Raw genomic sequence first — 22743 nt, 5'->3', positions numbered from 1 at the left:
CGTGCGGCACAACGCAGACCGCCTTGCTGTGGTGGCCCGCGCGCAGTTCCTGCTGCCTTGACATTTTGCGCTGTGACAAAAAACATGCCGGACTATCGTTTATGGCTTCAGCCCGGCGCGTATTCGGTCTCTTGCTGCTGGGGCTGGATATCTCCGGCCCCAGAGAACCTATTTCAGCGTCGCCATGTCAATCACAAAGCGATACTTCACATCGCTCTTCAGCATTCTTTCGTAGGCGGTATTGATGTAGTCCATGGGGATCATCTCGATATCCGAACCAATCCCGTGCTGCGCGCAGAAATCCAGCATTTCCTGCGTTTCCCGAATACCACCGATAAGGGAGCCCGCGAGCTGCCGGCGCTTAAAAATCAGGTTGAAGACTTCTGGTGACGGATGGGGCTCTGCCGGCGCACCCACCAGCGTCATCGTACCATCCCGCTTGAGCAGATTCAGGAAGGCGTCCAGGTTATGGGACGCCGCCACCGTATTGAGGATAAAATCGAAGCTGTTGGCATGGCTGGCCATTTGCGCGTCATCTCTGGAGATGCAGACCTCATCCGCCCCCAGCCGCTTACCATCCTCCACTTTGCCGGGAGAGGTGGTGAACAGCACCACATGGGCGCCCATGGCGTGCGCCAACCTGACGCCCATATGACCAAGGCCGCCCAAACCCACAATGCCGACCTTTTTACCCGGTCCGGCACCCCAATGGCGTAAGGGCGAGTACGTGGTGATACCGGCGCAGAGCAGTGGTGCCACACTCGCCAGATCTTTTTCATCATGCTGAATCTTCAGCACAAAGGATTCTTTGACCACCACGCTCTGGGAATAGCCACCGTAGGTATTTTCGCCGCCGAAGACCGGGCCGTTGTAGGTTCCGGTGAATCCGTTATCGCAGTACTGCTCCTCACCCTCGGCACAGGACGGACAGTGCCCACAACTGTCCACCATGCAACCGACACCGGCAAAATCACCAACGCTAAAATTTTTGACATCCTTACCGACGGCAACGACACGACCCACGATTTCGTGACCTGGAACAGTGGGATACAGCGTGTTTTTCCACTCATTGCGGGCGGTGTGCAAATCGGAATGGCAGACACCGCAAAAGAGTATATCTATCTGGACATCATCAGGACCCGGCTCACGACGCAGGACTTCGTAGGGCGCCAACGGACTGCGAGCAGTCTGAGCAGCGTAGGCTTTTGTCTTGATCATGATCATGTTCTCCTGTCATTGCATACCGTCCGGTTGGTTTACAGGATAGGCAATGCTCAAGTTGGCGTCAAGGCGACAACCGCCATTCCCCGAGGATTGCCCCTTCAGTCCTCCTCCAGAGATACCGGCAGGTCGGTTCCCAGAAGGCGGGTTTCCAGTTTTTTGATGTCGTCCCGCAGCGCCGCTGCCTGCTCAAACTCCAGGTTGCGGGCGTGTCGGTACATCGCTTCCTCCAGTTCCTTGATTTTCTTGGCAACGGCTTGGGGATCACGGAGCACACGATAATCCGCATTTTTTTCCGCGGCATGCGCGGCAGGTTGTACATTGCGGCGATAGACCCCCTCAATCATGTCCGATACCGGCTTGACGATGCCGCGCGGGGTGATGCCGTGCGCTGCATTGAACTGCAACTGCTTTTCCCGGCGGCGGTCGGTTTCGGCTATGGCCCGAGCCATGGATTTGGTGATGCTGTCCGCATAGAGAATGGCCCGTCCATGCAAATTACGCGCGGCGCGCCCGATGGTCTGAATCAGGGACCGCTCCGAGCGCAGGAAGCCCTCCTTATCCGCATCCAGAATGGCGACCAATGCCACCTCCGGCATATCCAGGCCTTCCCGCAACAGGTTAATCCCGATCAGCACGTCGAACACCCCGGCGCGCAGATCGCGAATGATCTCCACCCGCTCCACCGTTTCGATATCAGAGTGCAGATAACGGCATTTAATGCCTAGCTCATGCAGATAATCGGTCAGATCTTCGGCCATCCGCTTGGTCAGCGTCGTCACCAGAATGCGCCAACCGTTACGTACAACGATGTTGATTTCACTGATCAGATCATCGACCTGCCCTTTCGCCGGACGAATATCCACAGCGGGATCGACCAGGCCGGTGGGCCGCACCACCTGCTCCACCACCTGCCCGGAGTGCTCCAGTTCGTAGGGACCGGGCGTGGCGGAAATAAACACGGTCTGCGGCATCAGCGACTCGAACTCGGGAAACGTCAAGGGCCGGTTGTCCAGCGCCGAGGGTAACCGGAACCCGTATTCCACCAGCGTTTCCTTGCGCGAACGGTCGCCCTTGTACATCCCCCCGAACTGTGGGACCGTGACATGGGATTCGTCCATGAATAGCAGGGCATCCTTGGGGAGGTAGTCCATCAGGGTCGGCGGTGCCTGACCGGGCACTCGTCCCGAGAGGTAGCGGGAGTAATTCTCGATCCCCGAGCAATACCCCAGCTCGGCCATCATCTCCAGATCAAAGCGGGTGCGCTGCTCCAGTCGTTGCGCCTCGACCAGCTTGTTGGCGCGGCGCAGGTCCTCCAGACGCGCGCGAAGCTCATCTTTGATAGCGTCCAGCGCCGCGAGAATGGTCTCGCGCGGGGTGACGTAGTGGCTTTTGGGGTAGATGGTGTAGCGCGGCAAACGGGTGATGGTCTTGCCGGTCAGGGGATCGAAGAGCGAGATGCGCTCCAGTTCGTCGCCAAAAAGCTCGATCCGAACGGCTTCGTCCTCACTTTCCGCGGGCCATATATCGATGACATCGCCGTTGACGCGAAAGGTACCCCGCTTCATTTCCAAAGGATTACGGCTGTATTGCATCTCCGCCAGACGCTTGAGGATGGCGCGCTGATCCATGGTGGAGGATTCGCGCAGATGCAGAATCATGCCATGGTAGGAGGCGGGATCACCCAGGCCGTAGATCGCCGAAACGGTGGCCACAATGATGACATCCGGCCGTTCCAGCAAGGCCTTGGTGGCGGAGAGGCGCATCTGCTCGATGTGATCATTGATAGCGGCGTCCTTTTCAATGAAGGTGTCGGAGGAAGGAACGTAGGCCTCCGGCTGGTAGTAATCGTAATAACTGACGAAATACTCCACGGCATTGTGAGGAAAGAACGCGCGCATTTCCGCATAGAGCTGCGCTGCCAGGGTCTTGTTGGGCGCCATGATGATGGCGGGCCGGTGAGTGATGGCGATGACGTTGGCCATGGTGAAGGTCTTGCCCGAACCGGTCACCCCCAACAGGGTCTGGAAATATTCACCAGCGGCGAGGCCGTTCACCAACAGACGGATAGCCTCCGGCTGGTCGCCCTGCGGCGGGAAACTGCTCTCCAGGATAAAGCGCTTGTCCATGCCCTGCTCCGATCGGCTGATACCACCAACCATACACGCTGGCAGCCGTCAGCGAAAAGAGGCACACTCCGGCTTCCCTGACCGCCACCGGTCCTCTACAATGGCGCCGATGATTTACTGTTCGATCATCCCTATGCGCCTGTAGCTCAACCGGATAGAGCAACGGCCTTCTAAGCCGTAGGTCGGGGGTTCGAGTCCCTCCAGGCGCACCATATAAAACAATTAGTTGCGTCAGCAATTGGTGACGGAACACGCCTCCTATCTGAGATGGTGCGAGGGGTTTTTGTCCAGCGTACGGAGTCTGAACAGACTACATTGAATGATTTGCTGTGCCGATACTCCAAAGAGGTGCTGCCCACGTTGAAAGGCGGCTACCGGGAGCAATCAAGGATAAAGGCGTTGCAAGCCGTGCTTGGGGGGAGCCACGAATCACGACCGGTAGTTGCGGTCGTTACATTCTGCGACTTGTCACTTATTGTTGTTATTGCGTAACGGGCGGATTACGCTTCACCTGCTCTTTTCGCTTCGGCATGTCGCGCCGCATCTGCATGGGCGCACCTTACTCTGTGACCACTTGTGGGCACCGTGCGGGCACCACATGGATACATTCAGGGAAAAAAGGCGGGTGCAAAACAGAACACTGCAACGATAAGTGCAGCGGTCTGCTTCAGCGCGTACGCTGCGGCGCCTGATTACCCGCGATCCGCTTTAACTCGCCTTCATGTGCTTCATATTCGCCCAGATGCGAGCGCATCAGGCTTTTCCAAAGTTTTCCGTGGTTGGGAACAGAGAAGTGGAGCAGTTCATGGACGATCACGTAGTCCCATAGCTCGGGCTTCAGGGCGGGCAGTTCGTCGCTGAAATTCAAATGGCCGGCGGTAGAACACGAGGCCCATTTGTTGCGCATCGGACGCACCCCCAGCCAGACGATCTTGACGTCCAGCTTTTCGGCCCAGTGGCGGACGCGCTGTTTGAACTCCGTCTTCTTTGAATTTGCGTCCATCTATGAAATCTGCGGTTTCAAATCCGATCCGCCTTTTCCAGCAGGGTAAACAACTCATCCACCATCGCCGTCACCCGGTCAAGGTCCTCCGTTTCGGCAAAGAGGGCAAAGGTCACTTTCTTGCGGAGTTCGCGCAGGGCGTTTTCGCTGCGCTTCCAGTTCGGAAACTCGGTGAATGCGTGGCGAATCTTCCGGCTAACCGCCTCGGCGTTCTGAATCTTCGCATCGAGCAGGCTGCGGTAGACAAAATAGGTCAGGCCATCGAAGGACTTTTCGGCCTGTTCCTTCTTCCGCGTTTCGTTGCCTTCCACTTCACGCAGCAATTCGGCCAGCGCCTCGGCAGTGCTGGTTTGGCGGCTCTCGAAGCTCTCCTGCACAGCCCTCGCGCGCTCCGCCATGGCGATGAGGTAAGGGTCATCGCTGCCCTCCTCGGCAAGCCTTTCAATGCTTTTGATCAGGTTGATGACTTTGGTGCCATCCCCGCCGCGCTTGTTCTTGATCAGCTCGATGGTATTGCCGTCGATCGCGACAATCTCACCCAAACCACCTACGCCATAACTGCCCACCTGCTCCCGCACCAGATGGTTGGTCTTGGCCTGAAACTCGCGGTCAACCATCACGGTTCGGGTGTAGGCCTTGCGGACGACCTGGTAGATCGCCGATAAGGTGCCATAGTCTGCAATGAATGGGCGCAGGAAGGCATCGGGCGAGATGATCTCGTAGAGCATCTCGATCTCTTTGTATTCCTTGAAGAACTCCTTGCGCCGCTCGGGATCGCGGAAGTGCTCGATGAGGGTATCGACGTCCTTGTCGTTGAAGTTGCGCTCGATCAGGCCGAGGTAGTCCGGGGCCTTGGACTCCATCTTGTTCTTGAACAGCACCTTCAGCAGCTTCAGGTCCTTGACGATGGCGTTGATCTCGTCGCTGTCGAAGGCCAGCGCCTTTTCGAGCTTGTCGAAGATGCCGACAAAATCCAGCACGAAGCCATGGGGCTTCACCATCTCCTGCACTTCGTTCTCGTAGGGGCGATTCACCCGGGCGATGGCCTGCAGCAGCGTGTGGTCGCGCATCGGTTTGTCGAGATACATGGCGTAGAGCACCGGCGCGTCGAAGCCGGTGAGCAGTTTCTCGGTGACGATGAGGATTTTCGGCATCTGGTCGAGCTTGCCGAAGCTCTTGCGAATCTGCCGCTCCCGCTTCGGGTCGAGGTGGAATTCTTTCAGCAGCTTGGAATCGTTGTTGCTGCCGGTGTAGACGACCTCGGAATACTCGGGCGGCAGGAACTGGTCGAGGGCGCGCTTGTAATGGGCGCAGGCTTCGCGGTCGACGCCGACGAGGAAGGCCTTATAGCCCAGCGGCTCGACGTTCTCGCGGTAATGCGCCGCGACGAATTGCGCCACGTGCTGAATCCGCTCCTTGCCCTTGAGGAAGTTCTTCAGGTTCACCGCCCGTTCGAGAATCTTGTTCAGTTCCTCGATGTCGGCCACGCCTTCGGCTTCGGCCAGCGACAGGAACTCCTTGTCCAGCGTTTCGTGCGGCACCAGCATTTCGTTGGGGGCGAGCTGGTAGTACAGCGGCAACGTGGTGCCGTCCTCGATGCTGTCGGCGATGGAATACTTGTGCAGGTAGCCCTGGTCGTCCTCGCAGCCGAAGGTCTTGAAGGTGCCCTTGCCATACACTGTCTTGTCCACCGGTGTTCCGGTGAAGCCGATAAAGGTCGCGTTCGGCAGGCCGGCCATCAGGAAGTTGCCGAGGTCGCCGCCGGTGGTGCGGTGGGCTTCGTCGATCAGCACGTAGATGTTCGAGCGCGTGTTCAAGTCCGCCGGCATGTCGCGGAATTTGTGGATCATCGTCACGATGATGCCCCGGTAGTCGTCGCGCAGCAGCTGGTTGAGCCGGGCGATGCTGCTGGCGTGCTCCAGATTGCCCAGGCCGAGCGCGGCGAGGTTCTTGAGCATCTGGTCTTCCAGCTCGTTGCGGTCGATCATCAGCAGCACGGTCGGCTTGTCCGCACCGGGCGCGCGGAACAGCCGCTCCGCCGCCTTGATCATGGTGAAGGTCTTGCCGCTGCCCTGGGTGTGCCAGACCAAGCCGCGCGTGCGTTGGGGATCGAGGGCGCGGCTGACGGCCGCCTCCACCGCGCCGGTCTGGTGCTGGCGCAGGATGTATTTGTTGAGTTCCTCGTCCTTCTCGGCAAAGACGATGTAGTCCTTCAGGAAGGCGAGCACCTGCGGGATGGCGCAGAAGCTCTTCACCTTGGCCTCCAGCTTGCCGACTTCCCCGTCCTTCCAGTTGAAAATGTTCCGCCGCACCGTGTTCCAGCTCACCCCGTAGGAAAAACCGATGGCGTCGGTGGCAGTAAAGAGCTGCTGCGACACGAACAGCTCGGGCGTCTCGCGGTGGTAACGGCGAATCTGATCCACCCCCAGGGCAATCGCCTCATCCTTGTTGGCGTTCTTGCACTCGATCACCAGCACCGGGATGCCGTTGATGAGAAAGACCACATCCTCCCGTGTGCCGTAGTGGCCGTTGTTATAGGCCCACTCCTCGGTGACCTCAAAAACATTGCGCGCCGGGTCGTCGTAATCGATCAGGATCAGGTCGCGCTCGCGCTTTTCCTCATGGTCGAAGAACTTGCCCCGGTTGCGCAGGTGCTCGACGAATTCCCGGTTGCCGTAGATGTCGGCGTGCAGATGGCGGAACTGCCCGAGCAAGGCGCCCTCGGCCTCGGCGTAGCGCGGGTTGAATTCCCGCAGCTTGGCGTCGAGCAGGTCGTCGAAGAAAAGCGAACGGTTCTTGGCGCGGTCGGCGGGCGGCACGTCCGGATCAAACCCGCGCCGCTGCTCGGCTGCCTCGCGGGACACAAAGGTCCAACCGATGGCCTCGGCGTAGCGGAGGATGCGGGATTGGACGGTTTTGTGTTCGGAGGGGGTGGGCATGATGACTAAAGTTGCACGAGAGAATATCTATTTTCACGTGCTCTGAATGCGTCCTCACCGCCTTCGAGAAGCAAACAAACCGCTTCGCGAACGCCCATATCAGTTCCAGCAACTGAATGTTCTAGACCGCCCGAGTCGTAGTTTAGACAGGGATATGGCTGGGTAGTAGGTCGCTCCGCTGTCGCAATAATGACCTGTTCGGCATCTGTCGCTACAACAAGATTCGGGTTATGGGTAATTAGAATAATCTGCCGACGTTTCTTCGCTTTCCTGATGTAGGGCACCAGTTGCTTGTAGACGGAAGAATTGTCCAAATTGCCTTCCGGTTGATCAATCAAGAGCGGCCGTGTGTCGTCCTCATCCATCAGCAAGTAGAGCACTAGGAGTGCTATCCCACGAGTGCCTGGTGAAAGGTATTCGAGCTCAGTTCCCGCGTAGTGAATCTTGTAGGACAGCTCAATGTGATCGACCGAGTAGATCCAATCGGAAAGCTCGACTCTGGAGGATTTCGACGTTCCGAACTTTTCCGGAAACGATCGAATGTCTACCGCAGCAAGAAACTCTTCAAACGCGGTCTTAATGTTTTCCAGGTCACCGCTCTTCCATGCGGGCACCAGCTTTGTCTCAACAATTCTCTCAATCTCTTCACGCTTGGCTTCGGCGCCAACTCGGCGGCCATCGAAGAATCTTGCCGACCGGTCTAGCCAAGATTTCGCGTCAATTTGGTATCCGACTGAAACACTGAATTGCATCTCCTCTCCGAGCTGGTCTATCGCGTCCTGCATCGGCGAGTAAAGCTCCTTCAAACCGGCCTCGTCGGCTGACAGTGCTTTGAACACGTCAAGATACAGATCGACCTGTTTGGCCTTCTGTTTTTCAAGTGCCCTCGTGACTTTCTCATCGAGATTCAGAATCTCCTTGGCCAATCGTTCTGCATTCGCGCTCCGCTCCGCGATCTGTTTTTGAAGATCGAGAAGACGCTTCCGGCTAACCTCATCTTTTGCGACTAGCTCCTTAAGCCTCGCAATTTCAATCTGAACGCCAAATACGGACAGTGGGTTCAGCGGGGCACCATCCGCCCCTTTCAAGGCTACGATCTCAGCGTCCAATTTCTCGACTTCCTTCTGCAGGAGGTCATCGACATCCGGTGCCCATGTTGGCCCGATTTTCTGCACCGTGGATTCCGCCACGGCGGCGTCGAGCAACTGCTTCCCGACTTTTGCTACTTCCTGAGTAGTGCTTTTCTTGATGGCGCCATACGATTCTATTGCTCCCTCAATTGTCCGGCGTCGCCGGCTTCTGTTGGCGATCTGCTCTTCGAGCTCTCTTAGGAGGATCTGTTGCTTTTCAAGTTCTTCCAGAATCTTCTGATCGACCGATTGAGTCGCGTCAGGCAGCTGCTTCTTTAGCTCTTCAACCTGCTTTTCAACCTCAGCCTTTGCTCTTATTTTCGAGCCTCTTTGGTCGATTGCTTCTTGGAGCCTATCGACTTTCTTGTGAAGGGTCGCAAGTTCCCCCCGGAGTGCTTCCTTTTGGATATTAGATGCGGCTTCTCGGGCTTTCCTTAGCTCGCCAAACGATGAGTAGCCTTCCTTTTGGATTTCGTCCAACTTCGCAAAAACTACGTCCTCAATCGCTTTCTGGAGTTCCGTTCCTTCATGATCCGAAGAGCACAATCGCTCGACAAAGTCCTGAGATAGATACCGGACACGCGGCCGGGTGGAGCTTAGTGGGGAGTCTGTAAGAACTCCTTCCGTCCTGTCGCCGCCTCCCCATTCGAGTTCAATCTTTGTTCCGGAGAGATGCAGCGCTCCTTTTGTGATGAAGGACGACTGGGATTTCCGATCCATCGGGTAGCCTGACGCAAACGATGAAAGGTCGGCGACGGCAGTTTTGCCCGCGCCCTTCTCACCAATTACCGCCACGAGCCCCGCGTTTAATTCGATCGAATCAGTCGCGAACCATCCTGAGCTATTCGAAAGCGAAATCCTTCGAATTTGCTGACTATGGTCGGACGGCTGAGGGGGTAGAGTCCCGATATGAACACGGTCTTCGGGCTCCCAGAGAATCTGGCGTAATCCATGGAAGGTGGGATCGCTTTTAACCCAGCAGAAACGTTCGTTATCGGGTTTAAATAGCGGCTCAACTTCGTGTGCATCGGAGCCGTGAACGCATGGTTTCAACGAACGATACTGACGAATGATTTCATCCTTGGGTGTGCCCGCCTTGAGGCCAAGGTAGTGTTCACGATCGCGCGGGTTTCCCGAGAATACGAAGTGGCTCCATTTCAGGATTTCATCACGGACGGCACCAAAGCCATCTAGAGGGAGTCCGCTGATCCCATCCTTTCCGTTTGCGATTCCAATCAACGAATTGCTTCGGAGCCACCTCTCGCCATCGAGCCACTTTTTAATCGCAGTTCGATCCGGTTTGAATTGTCGAATTCCGAACGTATATGCGGCATCATCGTCTGCAAGCAGCGGGTCTTGAGCTCGACCAAATTCGATCAGATCTTCCCGACAGCAACCGTAAGGTTGCCCGTCGTAGTCGAACTTCAGATTTCTTAGTGCCCGCTTTATCTTATCGATATGATCATCCTCAGAAGGGTCGATCAATAAGTGGAGGTTCAGAGCCTTCCCATCGGCGGTCTGCGGCATCATCCTGAACTCGATATTCGGAATCAATAAATCGACCGTGCTCAAGCGACCGTTTGTTTTCTTTTCCGCGCATAACTTCTCGTATCCATCGAGAGTCATGTAGTCGGTGACTCCAATTACAGAAATCTTCGCCGCCGCTGCTGCTGTCTCAATCTCGGTCACGTATTGGGCCCAAGTCAATCCACCGAACGGTGATCCGAGTCTGCTCTCTGGTGTGTGGACATGGAGATCCCATCGCCGCCATTCTGACCCACGAGGCCAACGTGAAGGCGCAATCTTTATTGGGATTTGGGGCGTGCTCATGTGGAAATCTCTAGTTCGTTAACGCGGGTCTTCGCGGTCATCAGTTCGTGAAGGAGGGTGCGGAAAAGGTCTTTCAGTACCGTGACTTTCTTCTCGGCGACTTCAACTTTTGTTTCGAGCGCGACCAGTGAGTGTGGTCACCCAAATCGATGGTTCACTGGTCAACATATTTGAGGGGCAGACGGCGGCATAAAAAAGCCACGCAGCCCGATTTTGTGAACGGGGCGGCATGGCTCTTGGATTGGTCAGTTTTTCAGAACAGCGGATCGTCGGCAGGTGGCAGCTCAGCAGCCTGAGTATTGGCCTGTGATCGTTCTTCGTAATACCGGTGGATCTCCCCGTAGTACTGACTCTCGAAGCATTCGGTGAAGTGGTGCAGGAACTCCAGGACCGTGACGGCGGCCTCGTCGGAGAGCGGCGGCAGGGGCGTCTGGTCGTTGCAGGGGTAAGAGATCATGACGGGCTCCTCAGTGTGCGGCTTTGCGCCGGGCGGGTTGCTGGGCGGGGCCGTAGAGTTCGAGGAACAGCTTCTCGTCCAGTTGATCCAGTTGGCGTTGGGTGGCGGCCGCCAGGAGTTCGGCCGCCATTTGGGTGAGCACCCGGTAATTACCCATGGCATGATCACAGAGGGTCTGGCAGAGACCTGCCGTCATCAGTCCGGCGTTACCGGCTTCGGTCATCAGGTGTTCCAGGCAGCCGAGCAGTTCATTACGGCTGGCAGACTCGGTGTGCAGACGGACCCGGATGCGACTGCCCAGCGGGACCAGTTCTTCCCGGCGCAGTTTTTCGGTGAGTCGGGCATCCCCGGCGAGGAGGACACTGAGCAAGCTCTGGGAATCGAAGCGGGCACTGGACAGCAGGCGCAGTTCGCAGAGCACCGGGGCATTCATCTCCTGGGCCTCGTCAATGAGCAACACCGGGCGACGGCGGGTGGCCTCCAGATGGGCGAGCCAGCGCTCGCGCAGGGCCTTGAAGCCGCCCCAGCGGTTACTGGGTTTGAGGGAGACGGCAAAGATATCTCCCAGTTCCCGGTAAAAGTCCGCGAGATTGCTCTGCGGGTGATGGATGGCGCCGACGGTCAGATCCGGCAACCGGGACAGGCGCTCCGCCAGCAAGCGCAGGATCACGCTCTTGCCGGTGCCGGGATCGCCCTGGATCAGAGCGAAGCCCCCCTCCCGGACCAGAGCATGTTCTATCCGCCAGCAGAAATCCTCGACTTTGGGCGGGACACTGACCGCCGCAATGGGCAGATCGGCGGAGAAGGGATTCCACTTGAGCCCGTAGAGGGCCAGTAACGTTTGACTCATGGTTTACTCCTTGGGCAGATAGCGGGCGGGAACGCCGGTGGCGGCATATTCGGCGAGTAGTTGACGCATCAGCGGGGCCATACCGGTGGCCGGCAAGGGGCTGAGGTCCGGTGTCGGGTTCAGGGTTCGGCGCGCCCCGTCGGCATGGGCGGTTTTATCCAGCGGGTGGATCGGGCAGAGGACCGTACCCGTGCGCGGTTCCACCAGATCGACCTGGGTCAGATCCCAGCGGGCATAGCGCAGGGTGACCTCCGGGAGGGTGCGGTAGCGGGCAGGAATCTCGAAGCGCTTGCCCTCCAGACTCACCGTGCCGTCCGAGCGCCGTTGCCGCCGCCGGACTTCGATGCGGAAGGCACGGGACAACTCGGTGACGGAAGGGCATTCCCGGGCGACACTGTGACCCTCCAGATAGCAGGCCAGCGGGGTAGTGCCGATCTCGCTATGGCGGGCACGATGATACTCCCGCTCTACCCAGGCCTGCGTCGCCCGGTTCAGGGCACCCAGGGTCAACCCCTCTTCGCCCTCCAGCATGGGCAGCAGGCGACCTTCGATCTGGCCCCAGAAGCACTCCTGCTTCCCATTCTGGTATTTATGTGGCCGACCACATAAGTACCATTATGTGGCGCTTTAAAATATGTGGCGACCAATGAAAGTCCCCATATAGGTCAAGGCCTCATGTCAAATCTACGCCACATAATTTTGTCGACTTCATGGGATGATGACCGTCCATTTTGTTGAAAAAGGCGGTCGATCATGATGGAAGTACTTATCAAGCGCCCCACTACGTTGGCGCGTTATCTGGGGGCTCCGCTCGCAGAAGAGAGGGATAATTTTCTCAAACACTGTGCGCAGGTAGGTTACTCGCCCTCCATGCTCAAGAAGATTTCTTGGGTGATCTGGGCTGTCGCAGAGTACATTGGCATTGATCATGGCAAGGTGACTATGCAAGACATTAGGATTGCTGTAGATCACCGGACGCGCTTTAAACGCCAATCAACCCAGACCAAGGAATCGAAGAGCACTCGCCAGATGTTTATCCATTTCGCGACGGAATGGGCGCGACATATGGGTTGTCTTGGACAAGCTGCGAAACCTCAGGATAGTTTCGCGGTACAAATAGGGATTTTTGCTCGCCACATGCGCGAAGAACGGGGACTATCTCCCGTGACTATTGCAACCCGTTGTGAACGGCTTGGCTGGTTTTTCGCCGGATTAAATCCGCCACGAGGCACGCTGGATGCAATCACCATTTGCGATCTCGATGCCTTCGTCGAACTGAAGGGCCAACAAGGCTGGACGCGCGCCTCACTGGGCTCATTGGCCAGCTCCTTACGCAGCTTTTTTGCTTTTGCTGAAGCTCGCGGCTGGTGTGCCAAAGGGTTAACGGCGACCATTGAATCGCCGCGACTATATACCCGCGAGGGAATCCCGGAGGGCCCGGGTTGGGAAGATGTACAGCGTCTCTTGGTCAGTACTGCTGGCGATCATCCTGTAGATATTCGCGATCGCGCCATTTTGATGTTGCTGGCATTGTACGGATTGCGCCGTGGCGAGGTCGCAGCACTTCAACTCGAGCATTTGGATTGGGACGGGGATAAAATTTGCGTGGTACGACCTAAACAGCGCATCGCTCAGCGTTATCCCTTACTGCCCAGTGTGGGCGAAGCCATTGTGCGCTATCTGCGCGATGTACGTCCTCAGTGTGAACATCGGGCGTTATTCCTCACGATCGGTGCCCCCATGCGCCCACTTTCGGCGGAGAGTATCTCGCATGTCGCCCGCGCACGCTTAAACCAGCTTGGTCTCACGCTCTCTCCTCGCGGGGCGCACTGCCTGCGTCACGCCTGTGCCAGTCATCTCCTCTCTTCGGGTTTTTCACTAAAGCAAATTGGTGATCACCTTGGTCATCGCAACGCCAATTCGGCGCTGAGCTATACCAAGGTTGATCTGACGGGGTTGCGACAGGTCGCCGAATTCGACTTGGGGGGTTTACTGTGAACCTCTCAGAACTGATTTCTCTCTACATCGCCCATAAACGTGCGCTCGGATATCGGTTTCTAACAGAGGACCACTTGTTGAGATCTTTTTGCCGGGCAGTCGGTGATAGGCCAATAGAAACTATCGGTGCAGACGCCGTATCTATTTTTTTAAATGGCAAGGGGTCCGTTACGGCCTACTGGTACAAGAAATATCATGTGTTAACCGGATGTTACCGATTCGCATTGGCACGCGGGATGGTCACTGCAATCCCGCTGCCTCGCAGTGTACCAAAGCAGGACGGGCCCATATTTGTGCCTTATATTTATTCCCACGCAGAGTTGAAAAGACTGATTGATGTCCTTCCCGCTCTTTGCGCCGGACGCTCCAGAATCGACGATTACGTCTTCAAAGCCCTTCTGTTACTGATGTATGGTGCAGGACTTAGAATCAGTGAAGCGCTATCGCTCCATATCCATGACGTCGACCTGCAACAGACCATTCTATATGTTCGCGAGACGAAGTTTTACAAGACCCGCATAGTCCCATTAGGCAAGGATTTAACCCAAATTCTGAATGAATATATCGCCAAACGGAATAACCGCTACTCAGCAGCTACAGATGCGCCGTTCTTCTGCTTCCGTGACGGCACACCACTGAGTAGATCCGCCGCCCATGGTCTGTTTCGGCGCGTACGCGCTAAAGCTGACGTCCTCAAAGAGGGTGGCCCGAGGCATCAGCCACGCCTTCACGATCTTCGCCACTCAGCCGCTGTGCATCGCCTTATTGCCTGGTATCGCTGCGGTGCAGATTTGCGCGATTTGTTGCCCAAGTTGGCAACCTATCTTGGGCACGTCGATCTTTCGGCAACACAACGTTATTTGACCATGACACCAGAGTTACTTCACGAGGCGAGCCTGCGCTTCGCACACTATGCATTGGAGAAAGACCATGACTGACGTGACCCTGCTTGGCCCCTGGATACGGCGATTTCTACTGGAGTATCTGGTACGAGAGCGCAATCTTTCGATAAATACCCAGCGCAGCTATCGAGATATGCTGTCCCTTTTTCTGCCCCACGTGAGTAAACAACTCAACAAATCCGTGGACCGATTAACGGTATCTGATCTGTCGGCAGACCTTATCCGTCAATTCCTTAGTGATATTGAGGAAAGCCGCCACTGTCTCGCCGCCACCCGCAATCAGCGCCTCGGCGGCCTGCACGCGTTGGCTCGATTCATTGGTGAAAATAGTCCTGAGCATATCGAGTGGTGTTCACAAATCCGGCTGATTCCTTTTAAAAAAACGGCATATCCAGGCATTACCTATCTCGAAAAGCCAGAAATGGACGCCCTTTTAGAATCTCCAGATCGCCAGACCCCTCAAGGCCAACGTGATTACGCCTTATTACTGTTTCTCTACAACACTGGGGCGCGTGCCAGTGAAGCTGCCGATCTCAGGATCGTTGATGTGGATTGGCATGCTCAATGCGCCCACATTATCGGCAAAGGTAACAAGCGGCGTACCTGTCCATTGTGGCCGACCACTCTGGATCAATTGCGTGCGCTAGCAACGCAACGTGGGTTGGATCAACGAGTTTTTTTAAATCGCAACGGCCAACCCATCACACGCTTTGGTATCCATACGATGGTCGAACGACATGCTGCTAGGGCTTGTGTGCAAGTGCCATCAATGAGTACGAAGCAGGTCAGTCCACATGTGATCCGCCACAGCACGGCAACCCACCTTTTACGTGCTGGCGTGGACATCAATACCGTCCGAGCCTGGCTGGGACACGTTTCGCTCACTACGACCAACATCTACGCTGAGACTGACCTCGAGACTAAAACTCGTGCGTTGGCGACATGTGCTCCGCCCACAGCAGAGGGGATGGCAACGAAACATTGGCGTCAGCAGCCGGACCTGATGGCCTTCCTCCACGGCTTATAGCTGAATACTTATGTGGCGTTAATTTGATCCTCAGGCAGGTGGTATGCGGGTTTTAAATCCAATAGCCACATATTTTAAAGCGCCACATAATGGTACGGACTATAAGGCAGTGTCGCCTGATGCAGCACCCCCAGCAGGGCCAGCCCGTTGGTGGTTTCCTCGGCCACCATGGCGGCACCATTGTCCGTCATCAGCGCCCGTGGCAGGCCGCGCTTCATGAAGGCCTGGCAGAGGCCGTGGATGAGACTCTCGGCGGTTTCGTCCAGATACCATTGCAGGTGGCAGAGCAGCCGCGAGTGATCGTCGATGATCCCCAGCAGCATGGGCGTCTCCCAGGTGCCCGCACGGGTCAACACCTGGCGGGAGCCATGATGGAAATCCAGATGCCAGAGGGCGGCGGTCTGTTCTACCTCATAGCTGCGCACTTCCAGCCGTTCCAGATGATCACGGGCGGCGATCGCACCGGCGGTGGCGCGCTTCGGTCGCGCCTGACGGAACAGGCCCTGCGCCTGGAGATAGCGACGGATCGTCGGGTAGGACGGAAGCGTCACGCCCTGCCCCTGCAGGACGGCCTGCAGATTGTCGTAGTGCAACTTTGCTGTCCAGCCCGGATGCTCCCGGTATTGGGTAGTCAGCGTGGTGATCACCAGTGGCGTCAGACTCGGAAACTGGCCGATGTTACTGCGTAACCGGTTGCGCAGGGGGAGGACCGGATTCTCTGCAGCGCGTACCCGGTAATACCAGCGCTCCAGGGTAGAGAATCCAAACCGGACCGGTTCCCCGGTGCGCGGATGACGCCACGACCGGGCGGACAGCGCCTTCAATGCCAAGGCCAGTTCCCCCGGGGCCGGTGGCGCCGCCAGCAAGGGGCCGATGATCGCAAAGCGCAACAGCGCCCAGCGATCCCGTTGGGGGGAGTCGATACGGGTCTTCATAGTCCGGTCTCCAGAAGTGGTGCTGCCCAGGGCAGTACGGAAGACCCAGCTTACAAACCCTCAGTCAGGGTGACACGTGCCAAGTTCTGCGGGAAATCTGCACCCCTCATTCCGCTGGATTTTTACCCCTGGTTTACCTCTGGCGGATCGTCAGCGGCGTGAGCAGCGCCAAGCCATCCAGCACGGCAGCAACGGGTGGATCCGCAAACCGGGTCAGCAGGCTGAGTGGCAGATCTTCCCGGTGGACCGGCGGCAGATAGCAGGCGACTTCCGCCTTCCAGAGAGCTGTCATGGGAAAGTCCTGCCGCCACCAGTCCCGCCAGCGTCGCAGGGTGCGTCCGGGCACGTCGAGCAGAGCGCAAACCGCCTGGGCACCCGGTGTTCTGGCGGTCAGCCGACCCGCCATCAGCAGAATCACCAGGGCCAGATAGACCCGGCGCCCGAAAAACCGCACAGAGGGGGATGTTCTGCGCTTGCGGCAGTGACTGCAGCAGAAGCTGAAGCGCGAGGCATACTGCATTCTGAAATCCCGTAAACCGCCTCTGGGCTTGCGCGGGTAGTCTGCCCGATGCCACCTCCCACCACAGGCACACCGGGTGGTCCTGGTTTCTTCGGCAAGGGCTTCATCCACGCGGTACAACCACTGAAATATTTTGGGATCCTGCAGAAGGTTATGGCACACTGACGGGGTCCTTTTCTTGGTCGAAAAGTGACACTCCCCCAACAGGCGCGTTTGTTCAAGTTCTTCGAGGGGGTTTACCCCCAGCCCCTCACGCTACGTGACCGTCAGCGTAGACAAAACCTTCAATATCTTTGACCGTACTCACCAGCGGCTTGGCGATGGCTTGCTGCTCGTCAAGTGACGAAGGGATCGGAACGCCGATTGTGGAAAAGCGCCCTTTGCTGAGGATTGGCACTGGGCCAAACGTGGCGAAGCTTTTCCAGTAATCAGAGCGGTAGCTGAGGAGGCAGTAGACGAATTCGGGGTCGCGACCTTCACCGCAGATGATCGAATTGATTTGCTGATTCGTCGCAGACTCTTCCCGATAGCTCATGCCTACCTTGCCAATGCTTGATCCGATACAGACGCACATCACTGCGTTCCTAGGAATTGGCCGGATGGTGGCCATACCCTCGGGAGAAATCTTCTTCTCCGAATCGTATACGTAGCGACGTGCTCCGAGGTCGGCAGGGGCTATGAAGTCTTCGGTAGGTGGATCGTAGAACGAGTCAACCTTCGTTTTTGGCGTGGAGCCAGTGATGCATTTTCCGAGGTCACCTATCTCCACCACCTCCCAGCTTTCGGGGATGGGGCCGATTTCGGTTTGTTTTTGGGGTTCGTTGCGGAGGCCTTCGGTGAAGAGCTTGTGCATGAGGGCCTTTTTCAGCTCGGTGGTGGTCTGAATGATCCGCTCTTGCGCTTCGATCGCCCGCTGCACCGTCGAAAGGATGTGCGCGATCTTCTTCTGCTCGGGGAGTGGGGGGAGGTTGAGCCGAATCTGTTCGAGACAATCTCGCGTGATCCCTTTGATCGTCGCGCCGCGCTTGTTCATCGCGACGTATTGCTGAATCGAGTCGATCCCCAATTGGTATGCGAGAAACTTGATGTCGTAGCGCTCGTTGTCGATCAGGACGCCTGCGAGGTCCTGGTTGATGGCGAGGTCAATCCGGTTGATGCCGACTTTGCCGACGCCAACCCGCGTTGCGAAGATGATGCTGTCCTTGGGGACGATCTTGGTTGCAGTCTTTTTGACTGCTCCTTCGGAGACGAATTTCTCTCCGGTAGTGAGCTCAAGTTTGTCTCCGAGCCATTTACTCGTGATCCAAGGATTCTCTCCTTCCCAGAAATCAGCCCGCGATGTCGATGGCGTTCCACCGCTGAGGAATCCGGAGGCGATCTCGCCAACTGTAGTTTTCTGCCAGTCGCTCATACCCCGATCCGTTGGCTCCGTTTGGCGCTCACTCCGCACCTCCATCATCGTTCCCGTTTTCCTCATCATTCCTTGCGATCCGCATGACTTCGGCGTCGAAGTCCGAGACAAACAGGCGATCCTGGACGATGCGGTATTTCTCGAACTCGGATTCGGCGTGGGCCTTGGCGATTTCTGCGGTGACTTTGCCGGCGTCCTGCAGGATTTCCCGGTCGGTGGCTGCGATGAAGCGGTTGAGGCGTGTTTCCCAGTCCTGCATGGTCATGGGGATCTGCCGCTGGGCCATGTCTTCGGCGACATCGAGGTAGGCGTTCACGAGGCGCGAGAGTTGCGCCATCTCCGGTTCGGTCAGGTAGTTTTTGGCGACGTTGACATCGAATTTCTGGATTTTTCCATGGGGTGCATCTTTCCATGTGGTCAGGCCCATGTGCTGTTTCCCGGCATCGGCCCGGTCCACGATGACCTCGGCGGCGGTGTGGCCGTGGATGGCCCAGTGGAGCTTGTTCTGCACAGTGGCGAAGAAGCGCTGGGTGGCGGTGGCGCTGCGGTCGTAGTCGATGGCGGTGGCGTAGATGTCGGTGATCTTCTGGTAGAACTTGCGCTCGCTGAGGCGGATTTCGCGGACGCGCTGGAGCTGTTCTTCGAAATACTGTTTGGTCAGGACGGTGCCGCCGGCCTTGAGGCGTTCGTCGTCCATGACGAAGCCCTTGATGGTGTATTCCTTGACCACGGTGGTGGCCCATTTGCGGAATTGGACGGCCCGCTCGGAGTTGACCTTGTAGCCGACGGCGATGATGGCGGAGAGGTTGTAGTGGCCGGTGTCGTAGGTTTTGCCATCGGCGGCAGTTATCCGAAATTTTCGGATAACTGATTCTTCCGCCAACTCGCTGTCTTTGAATACGTTCTGCAGGTGGTAGTTGATCGTCCGGACGTCCACGTCATAAAGAGCCGCCATCATTTTCTGGCTGAGCCAGACGTCTTCATCCGCGTAGATCGCCTCGACGCCGCCTTCGCCCTTGGCGGTGATGAAGGTGAGGTATTCCGCCGCGGAGGACCGTGTGAGGGAAGTTTCCTTGTTGTCTGGCTTCTTTTTCATGCATTGCCCCCCGGCTTTTCCAACTCCGCCAGCAATGCCTGGCCCTTGGCGGTGAGCCGGTATTTCTGGAGGCGACTGCTGGGTTTTTCGGGGATGGTGGGCTCGATGAGGCCGCCGTCCACCATGCGCTTGATCTGCTTGTGGAGTTCGCCGGAGACCGTTTTGTGTCCGAGGATCGGCGCAATGGCGGCTTTGCCGAGAGGCTGCGGTTGGATGGCCAGCATGACCTTGGCGGCCAAAGCCGACTCTAGCCGTGACTCTAGCCGTGACTCTAGCCGTGACTCTAGCCGTGACTCTAGCCGTGACCCTAGCCGTGACTCTAGCTGTCCGCCTTGGTCCTTAGCTTGTCCCGACGGGGTCGCCGACCCAGAGGCCGGTCTGCGGATCGTCAGGACGAAGGAGCCGCCATCCAGCCGGATTTCAGGTTCGGGAAGCCCGGCCTTGCGGCAACGGTGGATCATGTCGCGGATGCCGGTGCCCATGCGCTCGATGTATTTGGTGAGATACATGGGCTCGGCGAGCAGCGGGTTGTGCGGGACGGAGGCGTGCGGGCCGCGCAGTTTTTCGAGGGTCAGCGTGGGCGGCAGGGAACCGGGGTTCCAGATTTCCAGCCGGTCCTTGAAGAGCATTACCTGCACGCTGGCGTTGCTGGTGTAGTCGCGATGCACGACGGCGTTGACGATGGCCTCGGCGACAACCTCCTGCGGGATTTCGTATTTCGTGGGCGCCTGGGTGCCGTGCTCGCGGGTGCCGACCCAGAGATCGATTTTGGAGAGCACGAAATCCTTGGCCTGGTCCACGAGGTCGAAGACCGTGCCCTTGTACACCTGATAGGAAGGGATGGGCTTGGCCACTTCATAGCCGTGGAAGTGGGCGCATTTCACCTCGGACGTGATCAGGAAGCGTTGCGGCTGTTTGGCGAACAACAGGATGGCGGCATGGGTCGGCCGCCCCTTGTCGAGCAGGTTGAGGTGGGTCAGCACCTCATGGGGCGGCGTGTCCTCCGGCAACAGGAAATTGCGCCCACGGCGGGCCAGCCCGAGAAAGCGGGTGATCTTGTCCTGGTCCAGGTCGTCGAGCGTGGCGTTCCGGCAGAACGTGGCATCGAAGGGCCCCAAACGGATCAGCTCGCGCTCTTCAAGTATCCGGACCAGGCTCGCATAGACGGCGGCGACAAGTTCTTCGGAGGAATTGAAACGCCGCCGGACAAGCGTGTCCCCGGCGTCGCGGATCAAGGCGCGCATTTTCGGGTGCTTGGCATCATCGTCCGCGCCCTTGACGAAGATCAGGCGGGTCTTGCCCTGCCGGGTAGCCTCGTTCAATTCGAGGTGGGTGGGCGAGAGGCCGTCCTTGTTTTCCCAGCCGTAGTCGTCTCCAAAGAGTCCAAGGTAGAGATCGCAGTTCCGGACTTCATCGAGATAGACGGCATCGGGCCGACGGTCGGAAGCGGGGACATCGCGCTCGAAGAGAAACGTCTCAAAGAAACGCCGCAGCAGCGGGTCGCCGGATAGGTATTCGGCCAGCGCCTTGCGCTCGGCGGCGAATTCCTTCTGGACGCTGCTGATGAAGATCCTCATGCACCAATTCCGAGTTGTTTGAGAATTCTGTCGAGAGCCTGGTCGGTTTCCTTGGCCTCGGCCTCGATGGCCTCCAGTTCCTCGACGATCTCAGCAATGGGCCGGTAGGTTTCGGCATCCGAGGTGTGGATGTAGCGGCTGGGGGAGATGTTGTAGTCGTTTTTCTTCAGTTCGGCGTGGTCGACGATGCGGCTGAGTTTTTCGGCTTCGACCCAGCCGATGAGGGTGTCGGCGATGCGCTGGATGCCGGCTTCGGGGATGAAGTTCTTGGGGTCGCCCTTTTCGAAAACCTGCGATGCATTGACGAGGAAGACTTTGCCCTTGCGCTCATGCGCCTTGGCCTTGTTCAAGAACAGCACGATGCCGGGGGCGGTGGTGTTGTAGAAGAGGTTTTCGGGCAGGTAGAGCACGCTCTCGATGAGGTCGTGGTCGACGAACCACTGGCGGACGGTCTTTTCCTTGTTGGTGCCGGCATTGCCCGATCCGCGCGAGGCGGCGCCGGTGTCGAGGACGACGGCGGCGCGGCCGGTGGCGTTCATGCTGGCGTGGATGTGCTGCACCCAGCCCCAGTCGGCGGAGGATTTGCCTGGGAAGCCGGCCCCGGCGGGGAAGCGGTCGAGTTCGTCGTTGTCGTAGTCAGCCTCGGTGAACCAGTCCTGGTTCCACATGGGATTGGCGACGACGCGGTCGAAGGTGCGGAGTTTGCCTTTGCTGCGGAATTTGGGGTTCTTGAAGGTGTCGCCGATCTCGATCTGGCCTTCCATGTCATGAATGATCATGTTCATGTTGGCCATGGCCCAGGTCTCGGGGGTGAATTCCTGGCCGAACAGTTTCAGCGGGGCAACGGTGCGCTTTTTGCCTTTGGCGGTTTCCTCCATGGCGATCTCGCATTTCACGAGCAGACCGCCGGAGCCGCAGGTGGGGTCGTAGATTTCCATGCCGGGCTCGGGCTGGAGCACGCGGGACATAATGGTGCCGACCTCGGGCGGGGTGTAAAACTCGCCGGCGCTCTGGCCGCCGCCTTCGGCGAACTTGCGGATCAGGTATTCGTAGCTCTTGCCGATGATGTCGGCCTCGACGTCTTCGAGCCCGAGGCGCTTGGTGCTGATGGCCTCGATGAGATTGGAGAGGCGGTCGTCGTCGAGGTCGCGCTGGCCGTGGGTGGTGGCGTTGAAGTCAACGCGGTCGATGATGCCCTGCAGCAGTGGGTTTTCCCGGGCGATGGCGCGCATGTGGCTGGTGACGCCTTCGCCGATCCAATCCGACAGCTTGCGGATCACGGACCAGACCGGCTGCTCGGGATCGTCCGGCACCAGGGGGAGGTAGAAGCGGACGAGTTTGTGGTCGGCTTTGGCGAGCTGGAAGGCCTTCTTGCGCGAGCCGACCTCGGCAGCGATGCGGTTCAGTTCGTCGTCGAAGACGTCGCAGAGGCGCTTGGTGAAAATGAGGGGGAGGATGTAATCCTTGTATTTCGGCGCGTCCTTGGCGCCTCGGATAGAACACGCGGCGTCCCAGATCCAGGATTCGAGGGATTTGTCTTTACCGTTATTGTTTGCCACCAGCGTTTTTCCCTTTGGGTATCTGCAATTTTTTTATTGGCACAGAGTGAGCGTTTGAAACATCTTGTTATCCTACAAACTGGGAGGCAGCTTTGAGCGACTACTGTATGCCAAATGCGGGAATGTACCAAATACGGCAATACTAGGCTGAGTGAGGCC

15 protein-coding genes, 1 tRNA gene and 2 pseudogenes are annotated in these 22743 nt (G+C 57.6%); 4 read left to right on the top strand and 14 right to left on the bottom strand.

Going from position 1 to position 22743, the window contains the following annotated elements:
- Positions 1 to 168: 168 nt before the first annotated feature.
- Both AFE_RS03960 and uvrB read right to left on the bottom strand, forming a co-directional pair.
- Positions 169 to 1218 (bottom strand): NAD(P)-dependent alcohol dehydrogenase, encoded by a 1050-nt coding sequence (locus AFE_RS03960; protein ID WP_009567251.1) that lies wholly within the window; start codon positions 1216 to 1218, stop codon positions 169 to 171.
- 104 nt (positions 1219 to 1322) lie between these two features.
- Positions 1323 to 3350: an excinuclease ABC subunit UvrB gene (uvrB, locus tag AFE_RS03955; protein WP_012536389.1), complete on the bottom strand. Its 2028-nt coding sequence runs from the start codon at positions 3348 to 3350 to the stop codon at positions 1323 to 1325.
- 135 nt (positions 3351 to 3485) lie between these two features.
- Here uvrB and AFE_RS03950 point away from each other — a divergent pair.
- Positions 3486 to 3562: transfer RNA gene (locus AFE_RS03950), tRNA-Arg, on the top strand.
- Positions 3563 to 4017: 455 nt separating this feature from the next.
- Here the strand turns inward: AFE_RS03950 and AFE_RS03945 are convergent.
- From AFE_RS03945 to AFE_RS03920, 6 genes and pseudogenes are all read right to left on the bottom strand, one after another.
- Positions 4018 to 4353: a M48 metallopeptidase family protein gene (locus tag AFE_RS03945; RefSeq protein WP_012536388.1), complete on the bottom strand. Its 336-nt coding sequence runs from the start codon at positions 4351 to 4353 to the stop codon at positions 4018 to 4020.
- Positions 4354 to 4370: 17 nt separating this feature from the next.
- Complete coding sequence (locus AFE_RS03940) at positions 4371 to 7292, bottom strand: type I restriction endonuclease subunit R (protein WP_012536387.1); 2922 nt, start codon at positions 7290 to 7292, stop codon at positions 4371 to 4373.
- A 5-nt stretch (positions 7293 to 7297) separates the two neighbouring features.
- Complete coding sequence (locus AFE_RS03935; RefSeq protein ID WP_080513175.1) at positions 7298 to 10252, bottom strand: TrlF family AAA-like ATPase; 2955 nt, start codon at positions 10250 to 10252, stop codon at positions 7298 to 7300.
- Between the two features lie 253 nt (positions 10253 to 10505).
- The gene (locus AFE_RS03930; protein ID WP_009567530.1) at positions 10506 to 10709 is read right to left on the bottom strand and encodes a hypothetical protein; all 204 of its coding nucleotides are present in this window, start codon (positions 10707 to 10709) and stop codon (positions 10506 to 10508) included.
- Between the two features lie 10 nt (positions 10710 to 10719).
- On the bottom strand, positions 10720 to 11559 hold the full coding sequence (locus tag AFE_RS03925) for an ExeA family protein (protein ID WP_012535980.1): 840 nt from the start codon (positions 11557 to 11559) through the stop codon (positions 10720 to 10722).
- A 3-nt stretch (positions 11560 to 11562) separates the two neighbouring features.
- A pseudogene (locus AFE_RS03920) lies at positions 11563 to 12147 on the bottom strand (IS481 family transposase); the annotation flags it as partial.
- Positions 12148 to 12312: 165 nt separating this feature from the next.
- On the opposite strand from AFE_RS03920, the gene AFE_RS03915 reads away from it, so the two are divergent.
- Genes AFE_RS03915 through AFE_RS03905 form a run of 3 tightly spaced genes read left to right on the top strand, consistent with a single transcriptional unit; the run spans position 12313 to position 15486 of the window.
- Positions 12313 to 13557, top strand: a complete 1245-nt coding sequence (locus AFE_RS03915) for a tyrosine-type recombinase/integrase (RefSeq protein ID WP_012535982.1) — start codon at positions 12313 to 12315, stop codon at positions 13555 to 13557.
- Positions 13554 to 14495 (top strand): tyrosine-type recombinase/integrase, encoded by a 942-nt coding sequence (locus AFE_RS03910; protein ID WP_012535983.1) that lies wholly within the window; start codon positions 13554 to 13556, stop codon positions 14493 to 14495. The genes AFE_RS03915 and AFE_RS03910 overlap by 4 nt, the downstream gene beginning before the upstream one ends.
- Entirely contained in the window at positions 14488 to 15486 is a 999-nt protein-coding gene (locus AFE_RS03905; protein ID WP_009561339.1) for a tyrosine-type recombinase/integrase, read from the top strand. Before AFE_RS03910 ends, AFE_RS03905 begins: the two co-directional genes overlap by 8 nt.
- 92 nt (positions 15487 to 15578) lie before the next feature.
- Here AFE_RS03905 and AFE_RS03900 read toward each other — a convergent pair.
- From AFE_RS03900 to AFE_RS03875, 6 genes and pseudogenes are all read right to left on the bottom strand, one after another.
- Positions 15579 to 16421: pseudogene (locus AFE_RS03900) on the bottom strand (IS481 family transposase); the annotation flags it as partial.
- Between the two features lie 133 nt (positions 16422 to 16554).
- Entirely contained in the window at positions 16555 to 16941 is a 387-nt protein-coding gene (locus AFE_RS03895; protein ID WP_226834174.1) for a hypothetical protein, read from the bottom strand.
- Positions 16942 to 17191: 250 nt separating this feature from the next.
- A complete protein-coding gene (locus AFE_RS15205) occupies positions 17192 to 18352 on the bottom strand; it encodes a restriction endonuclease subunit S (protein WP_236608971.1) in 1161 nt (386 codons plus the stop codon).
- 28 nt (positions 18353 to 18380) lie between these two features.
- A complete protein-coding gene (locus AFE_RS03885) occupies positions 18381 to 19448 on the bottom strand; it encodes a virulence RhuM family protein (RefSeq protein ID WP_012536384.1) in 1068 nt (355 codons plus the stop codon).
- Positions 19445 to 21025 (bottom strand): ATP-binding protein, encoded by a 1581-nt coding sequence (locus AFE_RS03880; RefSeq protein WP_012606662.1) that lies wholly within the window; start codon positions 21023 to 21025, stop codon positions 19445 to 19447. Before AFE_RS03880 ends, AFE_RS03885 begins: the two co-directional genes overlap by 4 nt.
- Complete coding sequence (locus AFE_RS03875) at positions 21022 to 22584, bottom strand: type I restriction-modification system subunit M (protein ID WP_012536382.1); 1563 nt, start codon at positions 22582 to 22584, stop codon at positions 21022 to 21024. The genes AFE_RS03880 and AFE_RS03875 overlap by 4 nt, the downstream gene beginning before the upstream one ends.
- Positions 22585 to 22743 lie beyond the last annotated feature (159 nt).

This window comes from Acidithiobacillus ferrooxidans ATCC 23270 (assembly GCF_000021485.1).
Taxonomy (GTDB): Bacteria; Pseudomonadota; Gammaproteobacteria; order Acidithiobacillales; family Acidithiobacillaceae; genus Acidithiobacillus; species Acidithiobacillus ferrooxidans.
Note: the sequence above shows the minus strand (reverse complement) of the source record. Positions and strands in the feature narration are given on the sequence as shown.